18 protein-coding genes and 4 pseudogenes are annotated in these 19,264 nt (G+C 70.7%); 9 read left to right on the top strand and 13 right to left on the bottom strand.

What is annotated here, in order from left to right; translation table 11 throughout:
• Positions 1–8: 8 nt before the first annotated feature.
• Positions 9–1,223, bottom strand: coding sequence for a phospholipase D-like domain-containing protein (locus N4G66_RS20050; RefSeq protein WP_261705492.1), 1,215 nt, complete (start codon positions 1,221–1,223; stop codon positions 9–11).
• A 496-nt stretch (positions 1,224–1,719) separates the two neighbouring features.
• On the opposite strand from N4G66_RS20050, the gene N4G66_RS20045 reads away from it, so the two are divergent.
• The gene (locus N4G66_RS20045; RefSeq protein WP_261705491.1) at positions 1,720–2,130 is read left to right on the top strand and encodes an ATP-binding protein; all 411 of its coding nucleotides are present in this window, start codon (positions 1,720–1,722) and stop codon (positions 2,128–2,130) included.
• 458 nt (positions 2,131–2,588) lie between these two features.
• Here the strand turns inward: N4G66_RS20045 and N4G66_RS20040 are convergent, their stop codons facing one another.
• The 6 genes and pseudogenes from N4G66_RS20040 to N4G66_RS46225 all read right to left on the bottom strand — a co-directional run.
• Positions 2,589–4,364: a PP2C family protein-serine/threonine phosphatase gene (locus N4G66_RS20040; RefSeq protein ID WP_261705490.1), complete on the bottom strand. Its 1,776-nt coding sequence runs from the start codon at positions 4,362–4,364 to the stop codon at positions 2,589–2,591.
• Complete coding sequence (locus N4G66_RS20035; RefSeq protein WP_261705489.1) at positions 4,361–5,434, bottom strand: ATP-binding SpoIIE family protein phosphatase; 1,074 nt, start codon at positions 5,432–5,434, stop codon at positions 4,361–4,363. Before N4G66_RS20035 ends, N4G66_RS20040 begins: the two co-directional genes overlap by 4 nt.
• Positions 5,431–5,826, bottom strand: a complete 396-nt coding sequence (locus N4G66_RS20030) for an anti-sigma regulatory factor (RefSeq protein WP_261705527.1) — start codon at positions 5,824–5,826, stop codon at positions 5,431–5,433. Before N4G66_RS20030 ends, N4G66_RS20035 begins: the two co-directional genes overlap by 4 nt.
• A 47-nt stretch (positions 5,827–5,873) precedes the next feature.
• Positions 5,874–6,293, bottom strand: a complete 420-nt coding sequence (locus tag N4G66_RS20025; protein ID WP_261705488.1) for an STAS domain-containing protein — start codon at positions 6,291–6,293, stop codon at positions 5,874–5,876.
• Positions 6,290–7,189 carry an STAS domain-containing protein gene (locus N4G66_RS20020; protein WP_261705526.1) on the bottom strand — a complete coding sequence of 300 codons (900 nt, stop codon included), beginning with the start codon at positions 7,187–7,189 and terminating at the stop codon, positions 6,290–6,292. Before N4G66_RS20020 ends, N4G66_RS20025 begins: the two co-directional genes overlap by 4 nt.
• 198 nt (positions 7,190–7,387) lie before the next feature.
• A pseudogene (locus tag N4G66_RS46225) lies at positions 7,388–7,603 on the bottom strand (phosphatase); the annotation flags it as partial.
• 454 nt (positions 7,604–8,057) lie between these two features.
• Here N4G66_RS46225 and N4G66_RS20010 point away from each other — a divergent pair.
• Positions 8,058–8,489: a MarR family winged helix-turn-helix transcriptional regulator gene (locus tag N4G66_RS20010; RefSeq protein WP_261705487.1), complete on the top strand. Its 432-nt coding sequence runs from the start codon at positions 8,058–8,060 to the stop codon at positions 8,487–8,489.
• Positions 8,490–8,582: 93 nt separating this feature from the next.
• Here N4G66_RS20010 and N4G66_RS20005 read toward each other — a convergent pair whose 3' ends face one another.
• Positions 8,583–8,951 carry an STAS domain-containing protein gene (locus N4G66_RS20005; protein WP_261705486.1) on the bottom strand — a complete coding sequence of 123 codons (369 nt, stop codon included), beginning with the start codon at positions 8,949–8,951 and terminating at the stop codon, positions 8,583–8,585.
• 201 nt (positions 8,952–9,152) lie between these two features.
• Between N4G66_RS20005 and N4G66_RS20000 the strand changes: the two genes are divergently transcribed.
• The 6 genes and pseudogenes from N4G66_RS20000 (at position 9,153) to N4G66_RS19975 (ending at position 13,670) form a co-directional block, all read left to right on the top strand.
• Positions 9,153–9,608 carry a MarR family winged helix-turn-helix transcriptional regulator gene (locus N4G66_RS20000; protein WP_261705485.1) on the top strand — a complete coding sequence of 152 codons (456 nt, stop codon included), beginning with the start codon at positions 9,153–9,155 and terminating at the stop codon, positions 9,606–9,608.
• 140 nt (positions 9,609–9,748) lie between these two features.
• A pseudogene (locus N4G66_RS19995) lies at positions 9,749–10,099 on the top strand (ABC transporter ATP-binding protein); the annotation flags it as partial.
• Positions 10,059–10,700: pseudogene (locus N4G66_RS19990) on the top strand (ABC transporter permease); the annotation flags it as partial. The pseudogenes N4G66_RS19995 and N4G66_RS19990, both read left to right, overlap by 41 nt.
• 12 nt (positions 10,701–10,712) lie before the next feature.
• Positions 10,713–12,212, top strand: coding sequence for a recombinase family protein (locus N4G66_RS19985; RefSeq protein ID WP_261705484.1), 1,500 nt, complete (start codon positions 10,713–10,715; stop codon positions 12,210–12,212).
• A gap of 272 nt (positions 12,213–12,484) precedes the next feature.
• Complete coding sequence (locus tag N4G66_RS19980) at positions 12,485–12,967, top strand: hypothetical protein (protein ID WP_261705483.1); 483 nt, start codon at positions 12,485–12,487, stop codon at positions 12,965–12,967.
• A gap of 352 nt (positions 12,968–13,319) precedes the next feature.
• Positions 13,320–13,670, top strand: coding sequence for a hypothetical protein (locus tag N4G66_RS19975; protein ID WP_261705482.1), 351 nt, complete (start codon positions 13,320–13,322; stop codon positions 13,668–13,670).
• A 229-nt stretch (positions 13,671–13,899) separates the two neighbouring features.
• On the opposite strand, the pseudogene N4G66_RS19970 reads toward N4G66_RS19975, so the two are convergent.
• The 4 genes and pseudogenes from N4G66_RS19970 to N4G66_RS19955 all read right to left on the bottom strand — a co-directional run bounded on the left by N4G66_RS19970 (position 13,900) and on the right by N4G66_RS19955 (position 17,405).
• A pseudogene (locus tag N4G66_RS19970) lies at positions 13,900–15,524 on the bottom strand (replication initiator).
• Positions 15,525–15,562: 38 nt separating this feature from the next.
• The gene (locus tag N4G66_RS19965; protein WP_153290618.1) at positions 15,563–15,760 is read right to left on the bottom strand and encodes a hypothetical protein; all 198 of its coding nucleotides are present in this window, start codon (positions 15,758–15,760) and stop codon (positions 15,563–15,565) included.
• Entirely contained in the window at positions 15,757–17,058 is a 1,302-nt protein-coding gene (locus N4G66_RS19960; RefSeq protein WP_261705481.1) for an FtsK/SpoIIIE domain-containing protein, read from the bottom strand. Before N4G66_RS19960 ends, N4G66_RS19965 begins: the two co-directional genes overlap by 4 nt.
• Entirely contained in the window at positions 17,058–17,405 is a 348-nt protein-coding gene (locus tag N4G66_RS19955) for an SCO3933 family regulatory protein (RefSeq protein ID WP_261705480.1), read from the bottom strand. Before N4G66_RS19955 ends, N4G66_RS19960 begins: the two co-directional genes overlap by 1 nt.
• Positions 17,406–17,567: 162 nt before the next feature.
• On the opposite strand from N4G66_RS19955, the gene N4G66_RS19950 reads away from it, so the two are divergent.
• Positions 17,568–18,323, top strand: a complete 756-nt coding sequence (locus tag N4G66_RS19950) for a GntR family transcriptional regulator (RefSeq protein ID WP_261705479.1) — start codon at positions 17,568–17,570, stop codon at positions 18,321–18,323.
• A gap of 431 nt (positions 18,324–18,754) precedes the next feature.
• Here N4G66_RS19950 and N4G66_RS19945 read toward each other — a convergent pair whose 3' ends face one another.
• Entirely contained in the window at positions 18,755–19,051 is a 297-nt protein-coding gene (locus N4G66_RS19945; RefSeq protein WP_261705478.1) for a hypothetical protein, read from the bottom strand.
• Positions 19,052–19,264: the final 213 nt, after the last annotated feature.

Genomic DNA, 19,264 nt, shown 5'->3' with positions numbered 1-19,264 from the left:
GACAGGCCCTAGAGGAAGCGGCGCAGCGGGGCGACGGCCAGCTCCTTGGCGCGCTGGAGCGGGGACCTGTGCCGCCAGCGGGCCGGTTCGATGCCCACGGCGTGCTCCCGGTCCTCGTCGAAGTCCCGGTCGAGGGCCGCGGTGAACGCCTCGTCGAGCACGGCGAGCATGACCTCCTCGTCGTGTTCCATGGACCGGCGGTTGAAGTTCGTGGAGCCGATGAGGGAGGCCACACCGTCCACCGTCATGATCTTGGTGTGGAGCATGGTCGGCTGGTACTGGCGGATCTCGACACCGGCGTCCAGGAGCGCGCCGTAGTGGTGCTGACCGGCGAGTTGGCAGGCCCGCTGGTCGGTGTGCGGACCCGGCAGCAGGATCTCCACCCGGACACCGCGGCGCGCGGTCGCGCACAGCAGGTCCACGAAGAAGGCGTCGGGGGCGAAGTAGGCGGTGGCCAGACGGAATTGCTCCTCGGCGGAGCCGAGCATCACGCGGATGAGGGTCTGCATGTCCTGCCAGCCGAAACTCGCGGAGCCCCGCACCACCTGGACGGTCTCCGTGCCCGGCTGGTCGTGTCCGGTGAAGCGGTCCCGGTCGTCGAACAGCTCGTCGTGGCACTCGGCCCAGTTCTGCGCGAACGCGGCGGCGATGCCGTCCACGGCGGGCCCCCGCACCTTGACGTGGGTGTCCCGCCACTCGGAGGGACCGCGGGCGTCCCCGCACCACTCCTCGGCGATGCCCACGCCCCCGGTGAACGCGGTGTGCTCGTCGACGACGAGTGCCTTGCGGTGACAGCGGTGGTTCTGCTTCAGGGGTGAGAGCCACAGCGGTTTGCGGAACCACGCGACCTGTACGCCGGCGGAGGTCATGGACTCCAGCAGGTCCTGCTCGATCCGCTTCGCGCCGAAGCCGTCCAGCAGCAGCCGTACCCGAAGACCCGCCAGGGCCCGGTCGGCCAGGGCGGCCGCGAAGTCGCGGGCTATCTGGCCGCGCCAGTACACGAAGGTCATCATGTCGATGGTGTGCTCGGCGGACCGCACGGCGTCGAGCATCGCGGCGAAGATCCGGTCGCCGTTGCGCAGGGGAACGAGCTCGTTCCCCTCGGTCGCGGCGATGCCGAGGAGGCGCTCCAGGCGTCTGCGGAGCCGCTGCTTGCGCCGTCGCGCCTCTGCCGGGTCCACCGGTCCGTGCGTCTCGACTCGTGCCGTGATGGTCTGGGACATCCGCCGTCTCCTGTTGTCCGTGCCGCGTTCCGCATCGTCACTCCGGGCATGTGAGGAGCGGTGATGGGGTGGCGGCCCCTGCCGGGACCTGCCCGACGGGGCCACCACCCCTCCCGCTCGACCGTGTCGGCCCGGGGTCGCCCGGCCCCTTCGACCGCCACGGGAGCGGCGTCGCCGAAGCACCCTTGGGTGTTCGCGACGCGGGCTCTGGTGCCCCCGATCCGCCGCGGCAGTCCTCTGCGGCCCCCGCGACTTCGGAAGCGGGGGAACCTCGACCCGTGCCGATGCGGCCTTTGCCACTTCGGCGGGGCCGGGAGAACGGTCCGTCGACGCTCGGCGAGGGCACCTGTGACCACGGTGTGAAGGTGGGGGAACCCGTGACATGGGCTCCGGCGGTTCGGGAAGAAGGGGAACAGCCTGCCCGACACACCGGACCGACACGGAGTGGCGCCGCTGTGCGGCGTACGGGCGGGAAGCACGCAAGGGAGGTGAAGGGATGACCACCGTCGAACCGCCCTGCGACTTCGGCCCCGTTCCCGGTGCGAGGCTGGAGAGAAATCCGCAGGCCGCCGTGCAGGCCCGGCGGATGGCCCGAACGTTTCTCGGAGGGCTGCCCCGCCAGGTGCCGCGTGAGACCGCCGAGGCCGTCACCCTCGTGGTCTCGGAGCTGGTGACGAACGTGGTGCGCCACGCGCGCGGCCGGCTGTGCAGCGTGGATCTGTGGGACCTGGGCCACGGAGTGGGCATCTCCGTCTCCGACGACGACCCCGAGCCGCCGCGTCCGCGGCGTCTGGACCTGACCGGACAGGGCGGTTTCGGCTGGCCGCTGGTGCGCCGGCTGTCCTCCGAACTGACCGTGCTGTCCCGCCCGGACGGCAAGACCGTCCGCGCCGTCGTGAGCTTCTGACGCTACCCGCTTCTGACGCTTCCGGCTTCTGACGACTCCGAGGAACGAGCATCATCCGCGATCCGGCGGCGACCGCCGAGCGCGACGAAATCGCCGTCCGCGCGGCGAGGTTCTCCGTCCGCACGGCGGACGTGATGTGAACAGGCCCCGGGGAAGCGCGTGATGACCCGTCGCGGACGACGGGGACGTGAACCGCGCAGCGGTACCCGGCGCCCGTCCCGAGGCAGTCGCCGCACGGATGGCGGACGCCGTCGAAGGGCACGGGGATCGCCGGGCGGCGGACCCTGAATCCGGCGGCCGCGCCGGCGGCGATGAATCCCTCCGGCGGACGTCTCCGGCGGACGGACTGCGCGCGTTCCAGGGCACATGCCGTACGACGGTCACCGAGCGGCGGCCGGACGGGTGGGCCGGGATACGCGCCCGTGGCGAAGCGCTGCCCGGTGGGGGCCGGGCCGGCGTCAGGCGGACGTCTGCTCGGGGATACGGGGCTTCGCCGAGCCGCCGACATGGCAGAGCAGCAGACACACGTCGTCGTCCCGCTGCGAGTCGCGGAGCATCGGATCCAGGATCCGGTCGGCGGCGCCCTCCAGATCGTGGTGCAGATCGGCCGCGCGCTCACCGGACAGTGCCTCGGCCAGCCGCCGGATGCCCGGGTCGATGCCCAGGGCCCGCCGTTCCACCAGACCGTCCGTGTACAGCGCGAGCGTGGATCCCGGCGGAAGCTGCGCCGTGTGGTCCTGGATCTCCTGGTGCAGCGGGATGCCCAGCATGGCACCGGGTCTGGCGTCCAGGACACGCACATCGCCGTCCGGAGTGCGCAGTACCGGCGGCGGGTGCCCGGCGGCGGCCCAGGTGACGGTGGTCTCGTCCGGGTGGAAGCGGGCGATGACCGCTGTCGCGTACAGATCGGGCTGGAGATGGTGCAGGAACACGTGCAGGCGGGTGAGGAGCCGGCCCGGTGTGCCGCCGTCGACGGCGTACGCCCGCAGGGCGGTGCGCAGTTGGCTCATCATGACGGCCGCGTGCAGTCCGTGGCCGGTGACGTCACCCACGACGGCGACCAGACCCCCGTCGGGCTGGCGGAACGCGTCGTACCAGTCCCCGCCGATGTTCAGGCCGTGCGTGGCGGGGAGATACCGCGCGGCCAGGCTGAGCTCCGGTGTCGTGGGGAGGTCGGTGAGCAGGGCGCGTTGCAGGGTCTCGGCGATGTCCCGGTTGTGCTCGAAGCGCTGGGCGTGGTCGATCGCGATGCCGGCCCTGCGGGCGAGCTCGACGAGCATCACGGCGTCGTCCGCGCTCCACCGCTCCCGCGGCGGCGTCAGCGTCACCACGCCGAGGGGCGTGTGCCGGCTCGGCAGCGGGATGCACAGCAGCGGCTGCTCCGGGTTCAGCGCGGAGGGGGGCTGGTCGTCGACGCCGGGCAGACCGCTCGGACGGTCGGCGGCGTACTGCGGGCGGCCGGTGCGGGCGGCGGCGACGGCGGCCGCCCGGTGGGCGGCGTGTCCGCGGGCCTTGGTGTCGTCGGCGAAGAGCCATACGTCGACGCTCCGGGCGTAGTCAGGCACGAGCAGCCGCGGCAGACGGTTCAGGATCTCCTCGTGGTTGAGCGAGGCGGTGAGGGCGGCGCTGGCGTCGGCGAGGAAGGTCAGTCTGCGCCGGGCGCTCTCGGCTTCGGTACGGGCCTTGCGTTCGGCGCCGAACAGTTCGCGCTGGACCCGGCCGGCCGCGTCGAGTTCCGCGTGCAGCGCGAGCACGCCCTGGTTGGTCTGGTGCAGTTCCTCCCGGTGGAAGGCGACCAGCCGTTCCTGTTCGGTGAGTTGGTCGAGTACCCGGGAGGTGTCGTCGTCGGCGCTGAGGAGGGCGTAGGCGAAGGCCGTACGATCGCGCGGCACCCGGGGCGCGCCGGCGTCGTTGTCGTGACACGGTTCCGGGACTCCGACACTCGCCTGCCAACTCGGCCTGTTCTCCGCCCCGTTCGGCCCCGCCCCGTTCGCCCCCGCGTCGACGGTGACCGTGAGCCGGCCGGCGCGCCCCGCCGTCGGGGGCACGGTCGTGCGCAGGGTCAGCCGCCAGCAGCCCCCCTTGACCAGGCACTGCCGCAGCTGCGCGCTCAGCGCGGTGACCAGCCGGGTGCGCTCCACCGTGGAGACGCCGTGCGCCGCGGCGAGCCGGGCGGCGGCGATGCGGGCACGGGCGGCGTCGTCGACCGTGGTGATCTGCCAGGTATGGGTCATGATCTGTGATCCTGCGGGGTGGGGGTCAGTACGGCCACGGTGGTGTCGTCCCGCACCGGGCGGGCGGCACTGCTGGAATCCCGCACGATCACGGCGGCGGTGACCGCGGGGTCCCAGGAGGTCAGGGGGGCGAGGGCCGGGGGAGTCCAGCGGCTGGGCAGGCCGTCGCTGTGGAGCACGAGCAGGCTGTCCGGGGTCCAGGGCAGCCGGCACTGCGGCAGCCGCGCCGGACGGTGGGCACCGACGATCCCGGGGTGGGACAGCAGCGGACGCCAGCTGTCGCCGGAGCGCAGCCGGGCTCCGATGTTGCCGATCCCCGCGAAGTCGAGGTGCTCGGTCGCGAGATCGAGCCGGGCCACCGCGACGGCGGCTCCCCGGGTGTCCCGCAGCGCCGTGTGCAGGACTCCGAGCAGTTCCGCCGGCGGCAGATGCGCGAGGTGGCGCAGTTGTTCCACGGCCGTTCCGGACGCCTTCGCGGCTGCCGGGCCGTGACCGAGGCCGTCGGCCAGCAGCAGCGTGATCCGGTCGCCGGAACGGACACAGGCCCAGGCGTCGCCCGAGTACGCGGCGGCCGCGAGGGGGATGTTGATGCCTCCCGCACGCACCGGTGCGCCCGTGTCGGGGAGGCGGTGTCCGGGCCGGTCCCTGCGGGCCGCGTGGACCCGGGCCAGGGCGATGGTGCCCCGGCCCGGCACGGTGTGCACCTCGAAGTGGTCGGCGATACGGCGGCAGGTGCCGAGCCCCGCGCCGAGCGAGGACGTCGTCGAGAATCCGTCGCGCAACGCGGTCGTGAGGTCGGCGATGCCGGGGCCGTGGTCGATCGCCGCTATCTGGAGGGCCGGGCCGCGTCCGGTGCCGGGGTCCGCGAGGTCCGCGTCCACGGTGTCGATCAGTATCTGTCCGCCGCCCCCGTGCTTGAGCAGGTTGGTGGCCAGCTCGGTGGCGACGAGCGCGGCGACGGCCGTACGGTCGCGGCCGAGTCCGGTGTGGTCCGCGGCGTCCTCGGCCGCCACCCGGACGTCCCGGACGCGGGTGGAGTCGTGGACGGGTACGTCCCAGACGCGCGTCATCGGCTCTCCTCGCGAGGGCGCGGGGCGCCGGCGGTCCAGCAGATCACGGTCACGGCCGTGCCCTCGCCGGGACGGCTGTCGATGGAGAACTCGTGCACCAGGCGCCGGGCTCCGCCCAGCCCGAGGCCCAGGCCGCCGCCGGAGGTGTAGCCGTCGCCGAGTGCCCGCTCGATGTCGGGGATGCCGGGGCCCTGGTCGGAGAAGGCCAGGCGCAGCCCCCGCGCGGCCCCCGTCTCCAGGACGGTGGACTCGACCTGGCCTCCACCGCCGTGCACCAGGGTGTTGCGCGCGAGTTCACTGGCCGCGGTGACCAGCTTGGTCTGGTCCACGAGTCCGAAACCGAGCTGGGCGGCTGCCTGGCGCACATGCTGGCGCACCCACGCGAGATCCATGTCGCTGCGGATCGGCAGGCAGGCGGTGACACGCCCGGAAGTGTCCGTCACGGGCTCTCCTGCCGTGCTGGGCTGTGGTGAAGGGGCGTCGACGCCGGGGAGAGCAGGCGCATGGCTTCCTCGGCGTTGAGCGCGGTGCGCAACCCGGGCAGGGTGAGGCCCAGTTCGACCAGGGTGATGGCGACGGCGGGGCGCATGCCGGCGACCACCGTCTGCGCGGCGAGCAGCTTCGCGTGCGCCGCGACCTCGGCGAACACGCGTCCCAGGAACGAGTCGACGATCTCCACCCCGGAGATGTCGATGACCACACCGGTGACGGAACTCGCCGCGATGGCCTCGCCGATGTTCCGCTGCAACTGTTCGGCCGCTTCGTCGTACAGGTCGCCCTGCAGCGTGACCAGGAGGACGGTGCCGAGCTTGAGCACGGGCACCTGGGTGCCCGAGGAGCCGGCGATCGGGGCGCTCACCGCGCGCTCGGGCCGGAACGGTCCTGGTCGACGACGGCGATGCCCTGCCGGTGCAGGGCGTATGCGAGGGCGTCGGCGAGGCTGGCCCGGGTGACCACCGTGCCGAGGTCGATGCCGAGGTGGACGATGGTCTGCGCGATGGCGGGCCGGATGCCCGAGACGATGCACTCCGCTCCCATCAGGCGCGCCGCGGCCACGGTCTTCATCAGGTGCTGGGCCACCAGGGAGTCGACGGTCGGCACCCCGGTGATGTCCAGGATGGCGAAGCGGGCCTGCTGGCTGACGACGGCGTCGAGCAGGCTCTCCATCACCACCTGGCTGCGCGCGCTGTCGAGGGTGCCGATCAGTGGGACGGCGACCACACCGGTCCACAGCTTGATCACGGGCGTGGCCACTTCAAGGAGTTGGAGGCGCTGCCGGTCGATGAGTTCCTGTCCGGCGCTGAGCGCCGTCTCCAGCACGACCAGGCGGAGCGTTCCCAGCAGCGCGGTGAGCGTGACCGCGCACTCCTCGGCGAGCTCGCGGGGGCTGTCGGCGAGATCGGCGCTCAGCAGTTCGGAGGCCGCGGGGCGCAGGGCCGCCACCTCGTCGGCGATCCGGGCGGAGGTGGCACCCGTCCGCGCGCGGGAGGCCGCCATGCGCCCCAACTGGTCGCGCACGGTGGCGAACCCGGCGGCCCCGAGGTCCTCCACCCGGCCCGCGACCGCGACCGCGGCGAGCGCCTCCACGACGGCCCGGCCGGCCTCCACCGCCTCGTCCCGGGAGACGGTGAAGACGGTGCGGAACAGCGCCTCGTCGGCCCAGCGCTGGGCGATCTGCTCGCGGCGCCGACGCAGGAAGTCACCGACCTCCTGGGCCGATGACTCCTGATGTACCGCTGTCTGGTGGTCCGCCACGTGTTCTTCTCCCAGGTCGTGCGCCGTGCCGACATCCGGGATCCGCCGTCCGGCGCGATCTCTTGTCGTACGGCAACTGTAATCATGGTCCGAGCGTGTACGGCGTCCGCTCACGTCAGGGGAATCGCGGCGCGGTATCGGTTCCGGCGGGCCGGGGTCCGCGCGCCGCGATGGCCGTTGGGTGAACTGGCGCGCGGCCGGCGGCCCGTGCCGGTCGAGGCGCACCACGAGGGCGTCGTCCTCCGGCCCGGGCCCGCCCCGGTGACCGGTCGGCTCCCTGAGGACGGCGCGGGGCACCTCGGTCGCGGGCAGCAGCCGAGTTGAGGTGATCGCCCTGGCCGGGGCCCTCTCCCCGTACGTCTCCCGGCCGGGCCCGGCGACGCCGTGGACGCCGTCGCTGACGAGGAGTCGCCTGGTCGGCGAGAGCCGCCCGGTCCTCGGAGGAGATGCCCGCACGGCGTGCGTCGCGCAGGGCGTTGATCCCCGGGTCGGTCGGCAGCGAGTGCGGAAGGACCGACACGGGCTGGAGCTCGGTGAGCCCGTAGTCGGCCATGAGGAGTTCGACGGACCCGGCCGCGCAGTGACCGCACAGCACGTCACGGACCGCGTCCGGCAACCGGTGGGGGGCCGCGGTGCCCAACGCCCGCTCCGCGGCCAGGAATCTGTTCACGATGTCGGATACGCCGTTCTTCGACCAGTACGATGCCGGGTCCGGGCTCCGGGGGAGCCGGCCCATGACGCGTGAGCGCCGGTATTTGCCGGTTGGCTCCTGTCGGGGCCCCGGCAGGCCGACAGCGCCCTGGAAGACTGGGAGAGTGAGACGGTGACTTCCTCCGGCCCGCGTCCGCAGCCCGGTGAGGTGGCTCGCGTGACCGCCGAGGCGGCCGAGCTGCTGGAGATCCTCTGGGGGCGCGCCTCGACGGCTCCCGTCTCCACGTCCCAGCTGCGGGTGCTGTTCATCCTGGAGCACGACGAGGGGATCAATCTCAGGACGCTCGCCGAGGCTCTCGGCTCGACGCCTCCCTCGACCAGCAGGCTGTGCGACCGGCTGCAGGCCGTGGGGTTCATCGAACGCGTACCCGGCGCCATCAGCCGCCGGGAACTGCGGCTGTTCCTGAGCGCCCGGGGCCGGACCTTCCTCACGGAGCTGCGCGCACGTCGCGAGCACGCCGTGGAAGCGGTCCTCGCACAGATGCCGGCCGGTGACCGGACGGCGCTCGTGAAGGGGCTGGCGGCCTTCTGCGCCGCCGCCGCGGCACAGCTTCGCGAGGGCGACGCGATGAACGCCCGCTCCGCCTGAACGGCGCGTCGGCCCGGGGCCGGAACCGGCCGTCGACGGTCCGCGCGGCGCGGTCGCCGCGCGGGGACGGGCCGCCTCACTCGCCGCGCCAACTCAGGCCCCCTCGCCGACGTGGGCGAGTGCGGCGTCGACGCCGTCCAGCGACGCGATCGTGCGGCTGACGCCCGTGAGGTCCAGAATCCGCCGGACGACCGGCGCGGGCGACACCAGGCACACGCTCCCCCCGGCGCGGCCGGTCGCGTCGTGCGCCTTGAGGAGGGCGTTGAGGCCGGAGGAGTCCATGAAGGGGACCGCGGACAGGTCGAGCAGCAGGTGCCGCCGCCCGCCGCGTATCTGGTCGGCGAGCCGGTCGCGCAGTTGGGGGGCCGTCTCGACGTCCAGTTCCCCCGCGACGGTGACCAGGGCGATGCCCTCGCCGCACAACGTCACGTCGATGGACACAGGAGCTGGTTCGGCCGGCACGGTTACCTCCAAGGGGGTCCTGACCCGTCGGGTTCCATCCGGCGCTGGGCACGCCGGCGAGCAGATCATCGGTTACCCGCCGAATCGAGACGCACACCTCGGGCTTCCTTCCTTGCTGGTCGGCGCGGCCCCGCTCACCGCTTGCGACCCCTTGACCCTCCCTTTCCCGTATTACCTCTGACACAGAGATATATTGGACGTGTGGAGTCGGAGAGTTTTCCCGAGGCCCTGGCCGACGCCTTGGCCGGACTGCAGCGGCTGATCAGACGGCGGCTGCGCGTCGGCACGACCGGACCGCGGCTGCGCGGTGCCGAGGTCGACCTGCTGCGGCTGGTCGTCGACCGGCCCGGCATCGGTGTGTCGGAGGCCGCCAAGGAGCTCTACCTGGCGGGCAATTCGGTCTCGACGCTGGTCAACCAGCTGGTCCGGGACGGCTATCTGATCCGGGAGACGGATCCGGCCGACCGGCGTGCCGCACGTCTGCTGTCCACACCCGCGGCCGATGCCCGGCTGCGCGACTGGCGGCAGCGGCGCGCCGTGCTCGTACGGAGCCAGGTTTCCCGTCTCGACGACGCCGACCGCGCCGCCCTGGAGGCCGCCCTTCCCGCCCTGCGCAAGCTGGCGGCGAACCTGCACGAGGAGGCCGAGGAGACATGACGCGGCACGAGAGCGGACGGACGTCCTCCGCACGTCGGGGGAGCCCGCCGGCCGACGGTGGAGGGCCGACCGCGGGCGGCGGCGCGGCGGGGGCGGCCAGGACGCCGGTCCCGGCCGCCAGGACGGGCGCCGGCGGCGCGGACGAGCCGACCATCGGCCTCGACCCGATCGCCCGCACCAGCGTGTGGGAACACATCAACGCCGTACGGGCCGCCACCGGCATGACCGTCCTCGTGACCACCCACTACATGGACGAGGCCGACCAGTACTGCGACCGGGTCGCGCTGATGCACCGCGGACGCGTCCGCGCGCTCGGCACACCGCGGCAGCTGAGGACGGGCCTCGGTGAGCGCCGCGGAACCACGGGCGACGGTGAACTGCCCACGCTGGAGGACGTCTTCCGTGACGTCGCCGGCAGCGGACTCGACGACCATTCAGGAGACTTCAGCGATGTCCGAAGCACCCGCCGTACCGCTTCCCGGGTCGGCTGAGCGCGTCCTTCCCGGGGGCCTCGACCTGCTCGTGGTCCCGCCCAGGGCCCGGACGGGCTGGCCCGTGCTGCCCGCCCGGGTCGCCGCGATGTGCGCGGTCGAGCTCCAGAAACTCCGCCACGACCGCACCGAGCTGTACACGCGGGCGATCCAGCCGGCCCTCTGGCTGCTGATCTTCGGCGAGACGTTCACCCGGATCCACGCCATCCCCACCGGAGGCATCCCCTACCTCGACTATCTGGCGCCCGGCATCATCGCCCAGTCCGCGATGTTCATCGCCATCTTCTACGGCATCATGATCATCTGGGAGCGGGACGCCGGAATCCTCACCAAGCTCCTCGTCACCCCCACACCCCGCTCCGCGCTCATCACCGGCAAGGCGTTCGCAGCCGGGGTGAAGGCGCTGATCCAGGCCGTGGTCGTCGTCGTGATCGCCGCACTGCTCGGGGTGGCGATGACCTGGAACCCGCTGCGGCTCCTCGGCGTGGCCGTGGCCGTCGTGCTCGGTTCGGCGTTCTTCTCCCGCCTGTCGATGACCATCGCCGGCATAGTGCTCACCCGGGACCGGCTGATGGGCATCGGCCAGGCGATTGTCTGCCCATAAGCTCTTTCCATGGACCCAGGCGAGCAGCAGACAGACCGTCAGCGGTTAGCGGACCGCCGCATCTCCCGATTGTCCCTGCCCCGGCAGGCCCGCCGTGGTGCTGCTGACTGGAGCGGAGAGAGGGCCGCGATCTACTGCCGCATCTCGCATGCGGACGACGACGACCAAACGGGCGTTGACCGTCAGGAACGGATCTGCCGGGACACCGCCGAGCGTCTGAACCTTACGGTGCCGAACCCTCTGGTGTTCGTGGACAACAACCGGTCCGCGTGGAAGCGCAACCGCAAGCGCCCGGGGTGGGACGCGCTGCTCGAAGCCGTCAGCGACGGCCAGGTGCGGCACATCCTTACGTACCACCCGGACCGGCTCATGCGGCAGCCTCACGACCTCGAACAGCTCTTGCACGTTGCCGACGAGCACGACATCACCTTGCACGGCCAGGCCAACCGGCGTGATCTTGCCGACCCTGACGACCGGTTCTTTCTCCGCATCGAGGTAGCGCACGCTTGCCGCTCCAGTGACGACACATCACGCCGGTTGCGTGACGCCACGGTTGACCGAGCCCGGGACGGCCAGCCGCACGGAGGTAAGCGTCGCTACGGCTACGACAAATCGGGAACGGCGATCATCGCGGCGGAGGCCGCCATCGTCCGAGCGGTCTTCACTCGCTACCTTGAGGGCGAGACCCCGACCGCTCTGGCCCGCGACCTGAACGAACGCAACGAGCGGACGGCCCTCGGACGCGAGTGGAACGCCGATAGCGTCCGAGCGCTTCTGGACAGTCACCATGTCGCAGGCATCCGTGTCTTCCGAGGCGAAGAAGTCGGCCGGGGCCAGTGGCCCGCGATCATCAATGAAGGTCTCTGGCAGGAGGTGCACGACCGGCGCACGTACCGGGCCCCGGCCGTCCCAAGCAGCCAGAAGGAGAATCACCGCTTCTACCTGCTGCGCGGCATCGTGATGTGCAAGCGGTGCGGCGTGCGCATGGCGGGATCGATGGGCAAGTACCTGTGCGGACGCAGCCAGCGCACGGACAGCAAGTTCTGTGGGCGCAGCGTCTCCGCGCCGACGCTGGAAGCGTTCGTGACGGACGCGGCAATCAACCTGCTGGAGCGGCTGGACGTGACCGGCAGCACCGAGCCGGCGAGCCTGACGGCAGCCGACCAGGCAGCCATTGAGGCTGACGAACAGGAGCTTGCCGAGCTGAAAGACATGTGGGAAACCGGGGAACTGAAGACCCGCGAGTATCGCGCCATGCGCAAGACAGTCGAAGACCGCGTCGCTCGGATTCGTCGCAAGCTGGTGGTCCGGCCGGCCGTTGAGGTGCTTGAGGGTTTGGTAGGCCCCAACGCTCGGCGCAGTTGGAAGGCACTGAAGGAGAGGGAGGAGTACGAGCGTATGAACGCGGTTCTCCGCTTCCTGTTCGGCGCGGTAATCATCGACGCCTCATCGACACGGGGCCGCAGCTTCGACTTCGGCCGTGTGGACATCGAGCCGAACGAGCTGTAGCGAGTGCAGCGGAGGGGCCCGCAAAGGCTCCCTCCGCAATTCGGCTGGTGTCCCGTCTCACCGAAGGCTGAGCGGTTCTCACCGAAGGTTGACGGGCGGGCCCTCGTCTCAGGAGAGTCTGACTGCCAAGGTCATCGGGCTGGGTATCGTCGCCGAGGCACTCCCGCGCGGTGGCAATCCCGCTCCGTCAGCGTGCGAGTTGCGACAGGCAGATGGAAACAGGGCTGTCGCGGTGACCATCGTGGAGGCACGCGCTGAATGCCGGTGAGCTCATGAAGGCAGAGCTGGACAGGTACGACTGGGCCGCGCTCCGATGCGCGGGCGGACACAGCGCGGCTCATTTGCCCGGCGACTTCCTGCTGCTGGCAGCCGCCAAGAGGCGGGAAGACGCGTGGGCTCTCGGCCTCGAAAACCACCTCATGATCCAGTCGTTCCCGCAGGAGCCGGCTGTCCCTGCCGTGTCGGTGCTGATGGCAGCCCTCACACAAGAGCTGTCCGTCGGTGCGAGGACCGAGATACTCGATCTGCTGCTGAGACTCATCTACAACGACGACGAAGACGTCTCGGAAGCGTGCCAGCAGGCTGCCCGGCAGGGACTATGGCTGTTCTACGCCGAGATCGCAGCCGCACGAGGGCCCGACACCGTCGCCTACGCCTGCTACATTTTGAAGATCATCGAGCCCGATCGCACCCGCCTGTCGGACTACGGGGCTTCCGGTCGCTTCGAGGTCCGCCCCTCTTGGATCGGTTCGTAGCCGAGCGATCCACAGGCTTTCCAGACTCTGTGCCGACGACCCCGGGCCTGATGACCTGGACGGTCAGGCTCTCCTGAGACAAGGGCCCGTCAACCTTCGGTGAGAACCGCTCAGCCTTCGGTGAGACGGGACAGCTGGTCACTGAATCTAGGTCCCGCTTCCTAGTGTCTCTTGACAGTGAAAAGAGTCGTCGTCGCGTCGCTGACCTGCAGCGACTGCGTTGGATGTCAATACCGGTGCGAGAGCCGTCGCCTGTCTACCTGATCTGGGCTGAGGCCTGCACGACGAAGGAGTTGAGGGACGCTCGTGCCTCGACTGACCTCGTCCGGAGTTCTTCGCGGTCTGTTGCGCGGTGAAGAGCGCCGATCATCCCGATGGTTTGCTCTGCCTGTGCATGCAGGTCGTTATCGGGTACGAGCAGGCGGAGTTGGTGAACGGCTTGGAAGGCCTGGCCGCGGATCCGGAAGGCTTCCGTTCTGGCTGCCACGTGCGCCGGACCCTCGTGCTCCTCGTGCTGGCGGTGCCACCAGTCGTGTTGGCTCCGTATGAATTCGTTGGTCGCAGCAGTGAAGGCGAGGACGGCGCTGCGGCGTTCGCTCCGGTCTGCCACACGCTTCTGGAACTGATACCCGAGAAGGGAACCGATGAGCGTTCCCGCCACTGCGATGAAGGTCGTAAGTACCTGGCCCACCCCGCTAGTTGACCATGCCTGCTCCGGCATGAACAGGGAACACAGCCGGCAAGAATCAGCGAAGGACTGGGTTAGCTGTCAAACGCCTCGCTTGGATGACAGCGGACACCTAGAACTTTGGACGTGGGTTGCAGAAGCCGGGCGAGCCGCCGCGCCCCCTCGGGGCTGATCTTAGTTGGGAACTTGGCGCACACTCGCTCCAGATGCCGAGCACGATCCGCCTCACGATCACACCGCACCGTCAGGTGATCACCTTCTCCGGGCTGGAGGAGATCTCCTGACGGGCGATCTCGCGGTTCGTGGCGATGTCTTCGGCGACGCCGGCGGCCAGGAGCGCGGCGCCGGGGGTATGGCCGGAGCCGACGTAGCGCCAGTGCCCATCTGCGGCAGTGCCGGGCATCGAGTCGAGACCAACGTGTTCGGCACGGTCGGCGCGAAGGGCTGCGTAGGTCGTTGAGTAGGAACGGGATTTGGTGAGGATGTGGCCGCGGTAGCCGAGGGTGTGAGCCCAGGCCCGGAGGTGGAGGGGTTCGTACTCGGGGAGGGTGCCGAGGCGCCAGCAGGTGAGCATAAGGGCCCGAACGTGGTCGGTGACGGGGACCGCGTCGATGTCGCCCCGGGTGGTGAGCCGGTGGTCGGTGCCGGCGCCTGTCTCGCTTGCTCCCTTGGTGACGTATTTGGCGACGTACGCGGCTACGGCGTCGTCGTCCGGGCCAAACCCGTCAGTCCGTAGAGGCCGGGCGTCGATCTGAGCCCCCAGCGGAGATCGAGTTCGCCGACGGCGGGACTGTACGGAGTGCGGACCTGGACCCGCCGGGCGGAGGCGCGCACGGCATCTGTGAGTCGGTCGGTGGTGCCCCAGGGCGGGGGTTCGTCGCTGGGTCCGTTCGGGCCGTCGAGGCGGACGACGGCGTGTACGTGGACGGCCGCTCGTTTCTGGTACTCGGCAACGCGTGCGAAGGACAGTCGGGCGTGATCAGCGAATCGGGACTGTACGAGGCTGGCCGCAGTGGCGAGTTGGCGCCGGACGCCGATGACGAAGCGGTCCCAGAGCTTGCCCGCGTGTGCGTGCCAGAGGATGTGCGCCGGGTAGTCGTAGCAGTCGGTGCAGAGGGGTTGGCCGACGATGGGATCGGTTGCACCGTGGACGGCGCCGCAGCCGAGGGGCCGACCGTGCTCGCAGCGTCCGCGGTCGCGACGAGGTCGGCAGCGGTCCCCATCGCGGTGCACGGGTCCGAAGGACGGCGCGGTCAGGGTGATGAAGAGCCGGGGTCGGTCGCGGACTGTGGCGGGGACGTTCTTGCCGCCGAGGAGGCCGGCGCGGACCAGGTGATAGGTGTCGCCCGCGTGGAGTCGGGAGCAGGGCGCGCAGACGGTTGAGCGCCTGTTGCGGCAGCGGATGAGGAGCCGTTCCCCGGGTTCTGTGCGGGTGTCGTAGTGGCGCAGGATCTCGCCGGTCGCTGTGTCGTGTGTCGTCGTTGAGCCCGACAGATGCACGGGATGCGCGCAGCCGCCGGTGGCCGTGATCTGGCCCAACCAGCGGGCGAACTGGGGATCCTGGGCGATGCGTATGGCGTCTCGGTCAGTGTCGGGGAGGTGACGCAGGCGCGCCGCGCGGTCGAGGGCGGCGCGCCTGTCAGCCGGGGTGAAGTCCGGGGTGATGGTGGTGGCCTTCCGGGGTGGGCCGCCGAGGCGGCACGGGTAATGGTTGGTGGCGCGCAATCGGTCATGGGGATCACTCCTTGGGTGGTGGCGTGTGGGTGCGTTCGGGTTTAGCGGATGGTTCCGGTGCCCCGGCAGACGCGGCAGCGCCGAAGCCGTCCGGTCCAGGTGGTACGGGCCCCTTCGCCCTTGCAGTTGGGGCATCTCACGCGGCGCATCGGCATGGCCTACGTCCTTCCTGCCTAGAAGTGGGAGAAGCCGCTCAGGACCCAGGTCATGAAGCCGTTGATGGTCAGGCTGACGGGGGTCTGGCCGAGGTACATACCGAACAGGGCGATGCAGACCGCCTCCCAGGCGCGCACATCGCGGGAGCGCACGAGGAGGAAGGTGATGATCCCGAAGACCACCACGAGGGACACGGCGGTACCTGTGCTGATCACTTGTCGTCTCCTTCAAGCGCCGCGAGAGCGCGGACGATGGCGGGCAGTTCGGGAGTCAGGGCCGCGTGCTTGCGGGCCGTTGCCGCGGCCTGTTCGGTCGAGGTGAGGTGAGAGCGGGCCCGGCTCCAACCGCCCTCAGGTCCGGTACAGACGGCGACGCCCTGCTCGTCGGCAGTAATGGACTGGGCGACGATCACGGCGTCCTTGTTGAGGTCGCCCAACGTCATCTCTGCCGTGCCGGGGTCGTTGACGCGGTGGCAGATCCGGCCGCCGAGCTGGGCCCGTAGTGTGGTGACGCCGGGGCCGAGGTCGGAGCCGACGCGTTGGCCGGCCACGACCAGGTGGATGCCGAGCGCGGCCCCGAGCTGGGCGAGGCGGAGCAGGAGGGTGGAGCACTGTTCGGCTTCCGCCTTGCTCTCGCGCCGGCCGTCGGACAGATACAGCTCCGCGAGTTCGTCGACGATCACGACCACCGGCACCGGCCGCAGCTTGTCCGGGAGCTCCCAGATGGAACGGACGCCAGCCGTGCGGCAGGCGCGCATGCGGTCCTGCATGTCGACGGCGAGCGCGGTGAGCACGGCGACCGCCTCGCGCCGACAGGTGGTGAGGGCGCTGAGTCGTTCGGCGAAGAGGCCGAGTTCCATGCCGCCCTTGCAGTCGATGCCGACCAGGGCGACGGGTTGCGGGGCGAGTTGGGTGATCAGCCGGGCCAGCAGGGTGGATTTGCCGGAGCGGGTGGCGCCGGCGATGAGCCAGTGCGGGACGAGGCGCAGGTCCATGACCCAGGCGCCGTCGCTCTCCAGTACGCCGATGAGGGCGGACAGGAGTGCGGCGGGCGCCGAGGCTAAGCCCGGCCGGGCCAGCGGATCACTCGCCGTTGCGGTCAGCAGCACGAGGCCGCGCTCGGGTGAGGTGACCCTCACGGCGTACACCTTCCAGGCGTGCACAAGCGCGTCCGCCGCCTTCATGTAGGTCGCGGGGGTCTGGCCCGCGTGCAGCCGGACGGTTGCCGTCAGTCCGATGCGGTTTGCCCGCGGGAAGGAGAGCCGGGGTATGACCGGCCGCAGTGGATCGCCCTTGACGACCAGGTCCCCGAGCAGCCCGCGGGGCGGACGCCGGGAGACGGAAAGGTCATTGAGCATCGCGACCTTGCGCCAGGTGAACACCACCCGGCACGCAGCGGCCGGATACCCGGCGAGGTACCAGTGCCAGGCCGGACGGTGCCGGCGCAGCAGGTCACCGACGACGAGCACCCAGGCCAGCAGGGCGAGCCCGAAGGCGAGCACTATCGGCCCCATCACGCACCACCGGACTTGGCCGAGGTGGGGGTGCCGTGGATCGGGGTGATGGCGTCGGCGCGGAAGCTGATTCCGTGCCGGTCGCCCATGGCCCAGGCGAACGCGGTCAGTCCGGTGACCTTGAGGATCTGTCCTTCCTCGATGCCCTTGGGCTCGCCGGCGACCGCGATCTCGATGACGGATATCCGGCGTCCGTCCTGGCGGACCATGACGGCGACGGTGTAGATGGTGTTGCCGTCCCGGTCCTTCTTGACCTCCTGTGTCTCGAAGTTGCTGATCTTTGCTTCGGGGGTGATGGCGCACCGCAGTACGCCCAGTCGTGCCGTGTCCACGGGAATGGACTGCATTGCGTGGCCTCCTTGGCCAGCCGGGACGCCTGACATATTCAGACGTCACTTGTCCTTACGAGTTATGACTATGCGGCTCTGTACGGCGAGGGTGCAACTACTTATGCTGACGAGTGATGTCGCGCGTGCGACGTGTCTACGACCTCACCCGGAGATGCCGAGATGTCAGAGATTCAGCGCCCCGGAGCCCTCTACCAGCAGGTGGCCGCCGCGATCCGCGAAGCGATCCTCACCGGCGAGTACGAACCCGGCGCCTCGCTCCCCTCCGAGGCACAGCTCATGGACCGCTACAAGGTCTCGCGCCCCACCGTGCGCAACGCCGTCGCCGCTCTGCGCGCGGAAGGCCTCGTCGACGTCCAGCACGGCAAGGGCAGCTTCGTACGCTCCGACAGCGGCCCCGCCGCCGCGATCTCCCGCCACATCGGCAAGACACCGGCCGGGCATTTCAGGCTGTACGGCGTAGCCACGTGGCAGCAGGCCGAGGAACCGCACACCTACCGCACCCACACCACCGAAGCCACCGCCCATCTGCTGGGACTCCAGACGGAAGAGGCCCTGTTCGGCTGTGACCAGCTGCTCGCCGACCCGGCCACCGGAGCGCGGGCGATGCACCGGACACTGACCCCTTTCGCCACCGTCGAAGCCGTACCCGATCTCGGCAAGACGCCGGACGCCGCCCCCGCCGCGATCTACGCCATGCTGACGGCGGCCGGGCACGAGCTGTGGTGGTCGGAGTCGGTACGGGCCCGCATGCCGCTGCCCGACGAACGCACTACTCTGCGCCTGCCCGACGCGACCCCGGTCCTGCACGTCTCCCGCGTCACCTGCGGCACCGACGACCAGGCCCTGATCCTCGAAGAACTCCGCATCGGGGCGGACCGCGCCGAACTCACCTACCGGATCGACGCCGACAAATAGCCCGCGCGGCGTGTCCGCGGCCGGGAGCCGATGGCGATCGGTCGAATGCGTCTTCACTTCCTCAAGGGCGCGCCTGCGGCGCGCCGGGCAGTCCGGCCGCCCCGGCCGGGCGTGCGGCGTGGCCGCCGGTCCCGTCCGGTCGCCCGACTGCCCACACCGCAGCGCGCCGGAGGTGGGCAGCCGTCGACCGTACCGATCGGGCCGAGGCCCACGGGGCTGGGGGTCGCCGGCCGCAGAGACTTTAGGCAGCTCCCATGGGGCGAGCCTCGAAGAACAGGGGGCCGATCGGGCTCTTGCGGGCAGCTCCAAGGACTGCCCGATCCGCTGGCGAGCGTAAGGCCCCCTGTTCACTCGCCCCATGGCAGCTACCGCCCAAAGTCTCTGCGGCCGACGACGTGCCCACGCGCGCCACTCATCGACGACAACGCCCCTCATGCCGCGCCACCCTGGCCACCGGTCGCAGCCTCCAGGAGCAGAGCAAGGCGGTTCGCAGCCTCCAGCCGACCCGCCACCCGCACCACGCCACGGCCGCGCTCATCCGTCGACGCGATGGCCCGCACCTGCGACAGCTCGAACCCCGCACCGAGCAGCGCCCGGTTCAGCCGGTCCGCAGCATCCCGTGCCGCACGCCAGCCCGCGATGTAGTCGACACCCGGCACCCACAGACCGCAGTCCACGCCCTCGATGTCGAGACCGTCTCTCAGCCAGTCCTCATCCGAGCCAGTCACCTTGCCCACCTCTGCCCTGATCTAGTAACGGATCGTCAACTCTCTTTGTCTCAGGGCGGATGCGCAGCGCAGCGGCCCCGGTACCATCAGGCACCGGGGACCGCTGCGTCCCCTCCCGGACCACCCCGGTTGCTTCCCGGCGCGGGGGTGGTCCGGTCTCGGTATGAGGTTGTGAAGCGCGGCCCCTCAGCTCGGGAGGGGAGCTCCCGGGAT

The sequence above is a fragment of the Streptomyces rhizosphaerihabitans genome (assembly GCF_025399795.1).
Classification (GTDB): Bacteria; Actinomycetota; Actinomycetes; order Streptomycetales; family Streptomycetaceae; genus Streptomyces; species Streptomyces rhizosphaerihabitans.
This window is presented reverse-complemented; position numbering and strand designations above follow the sequence as displayed.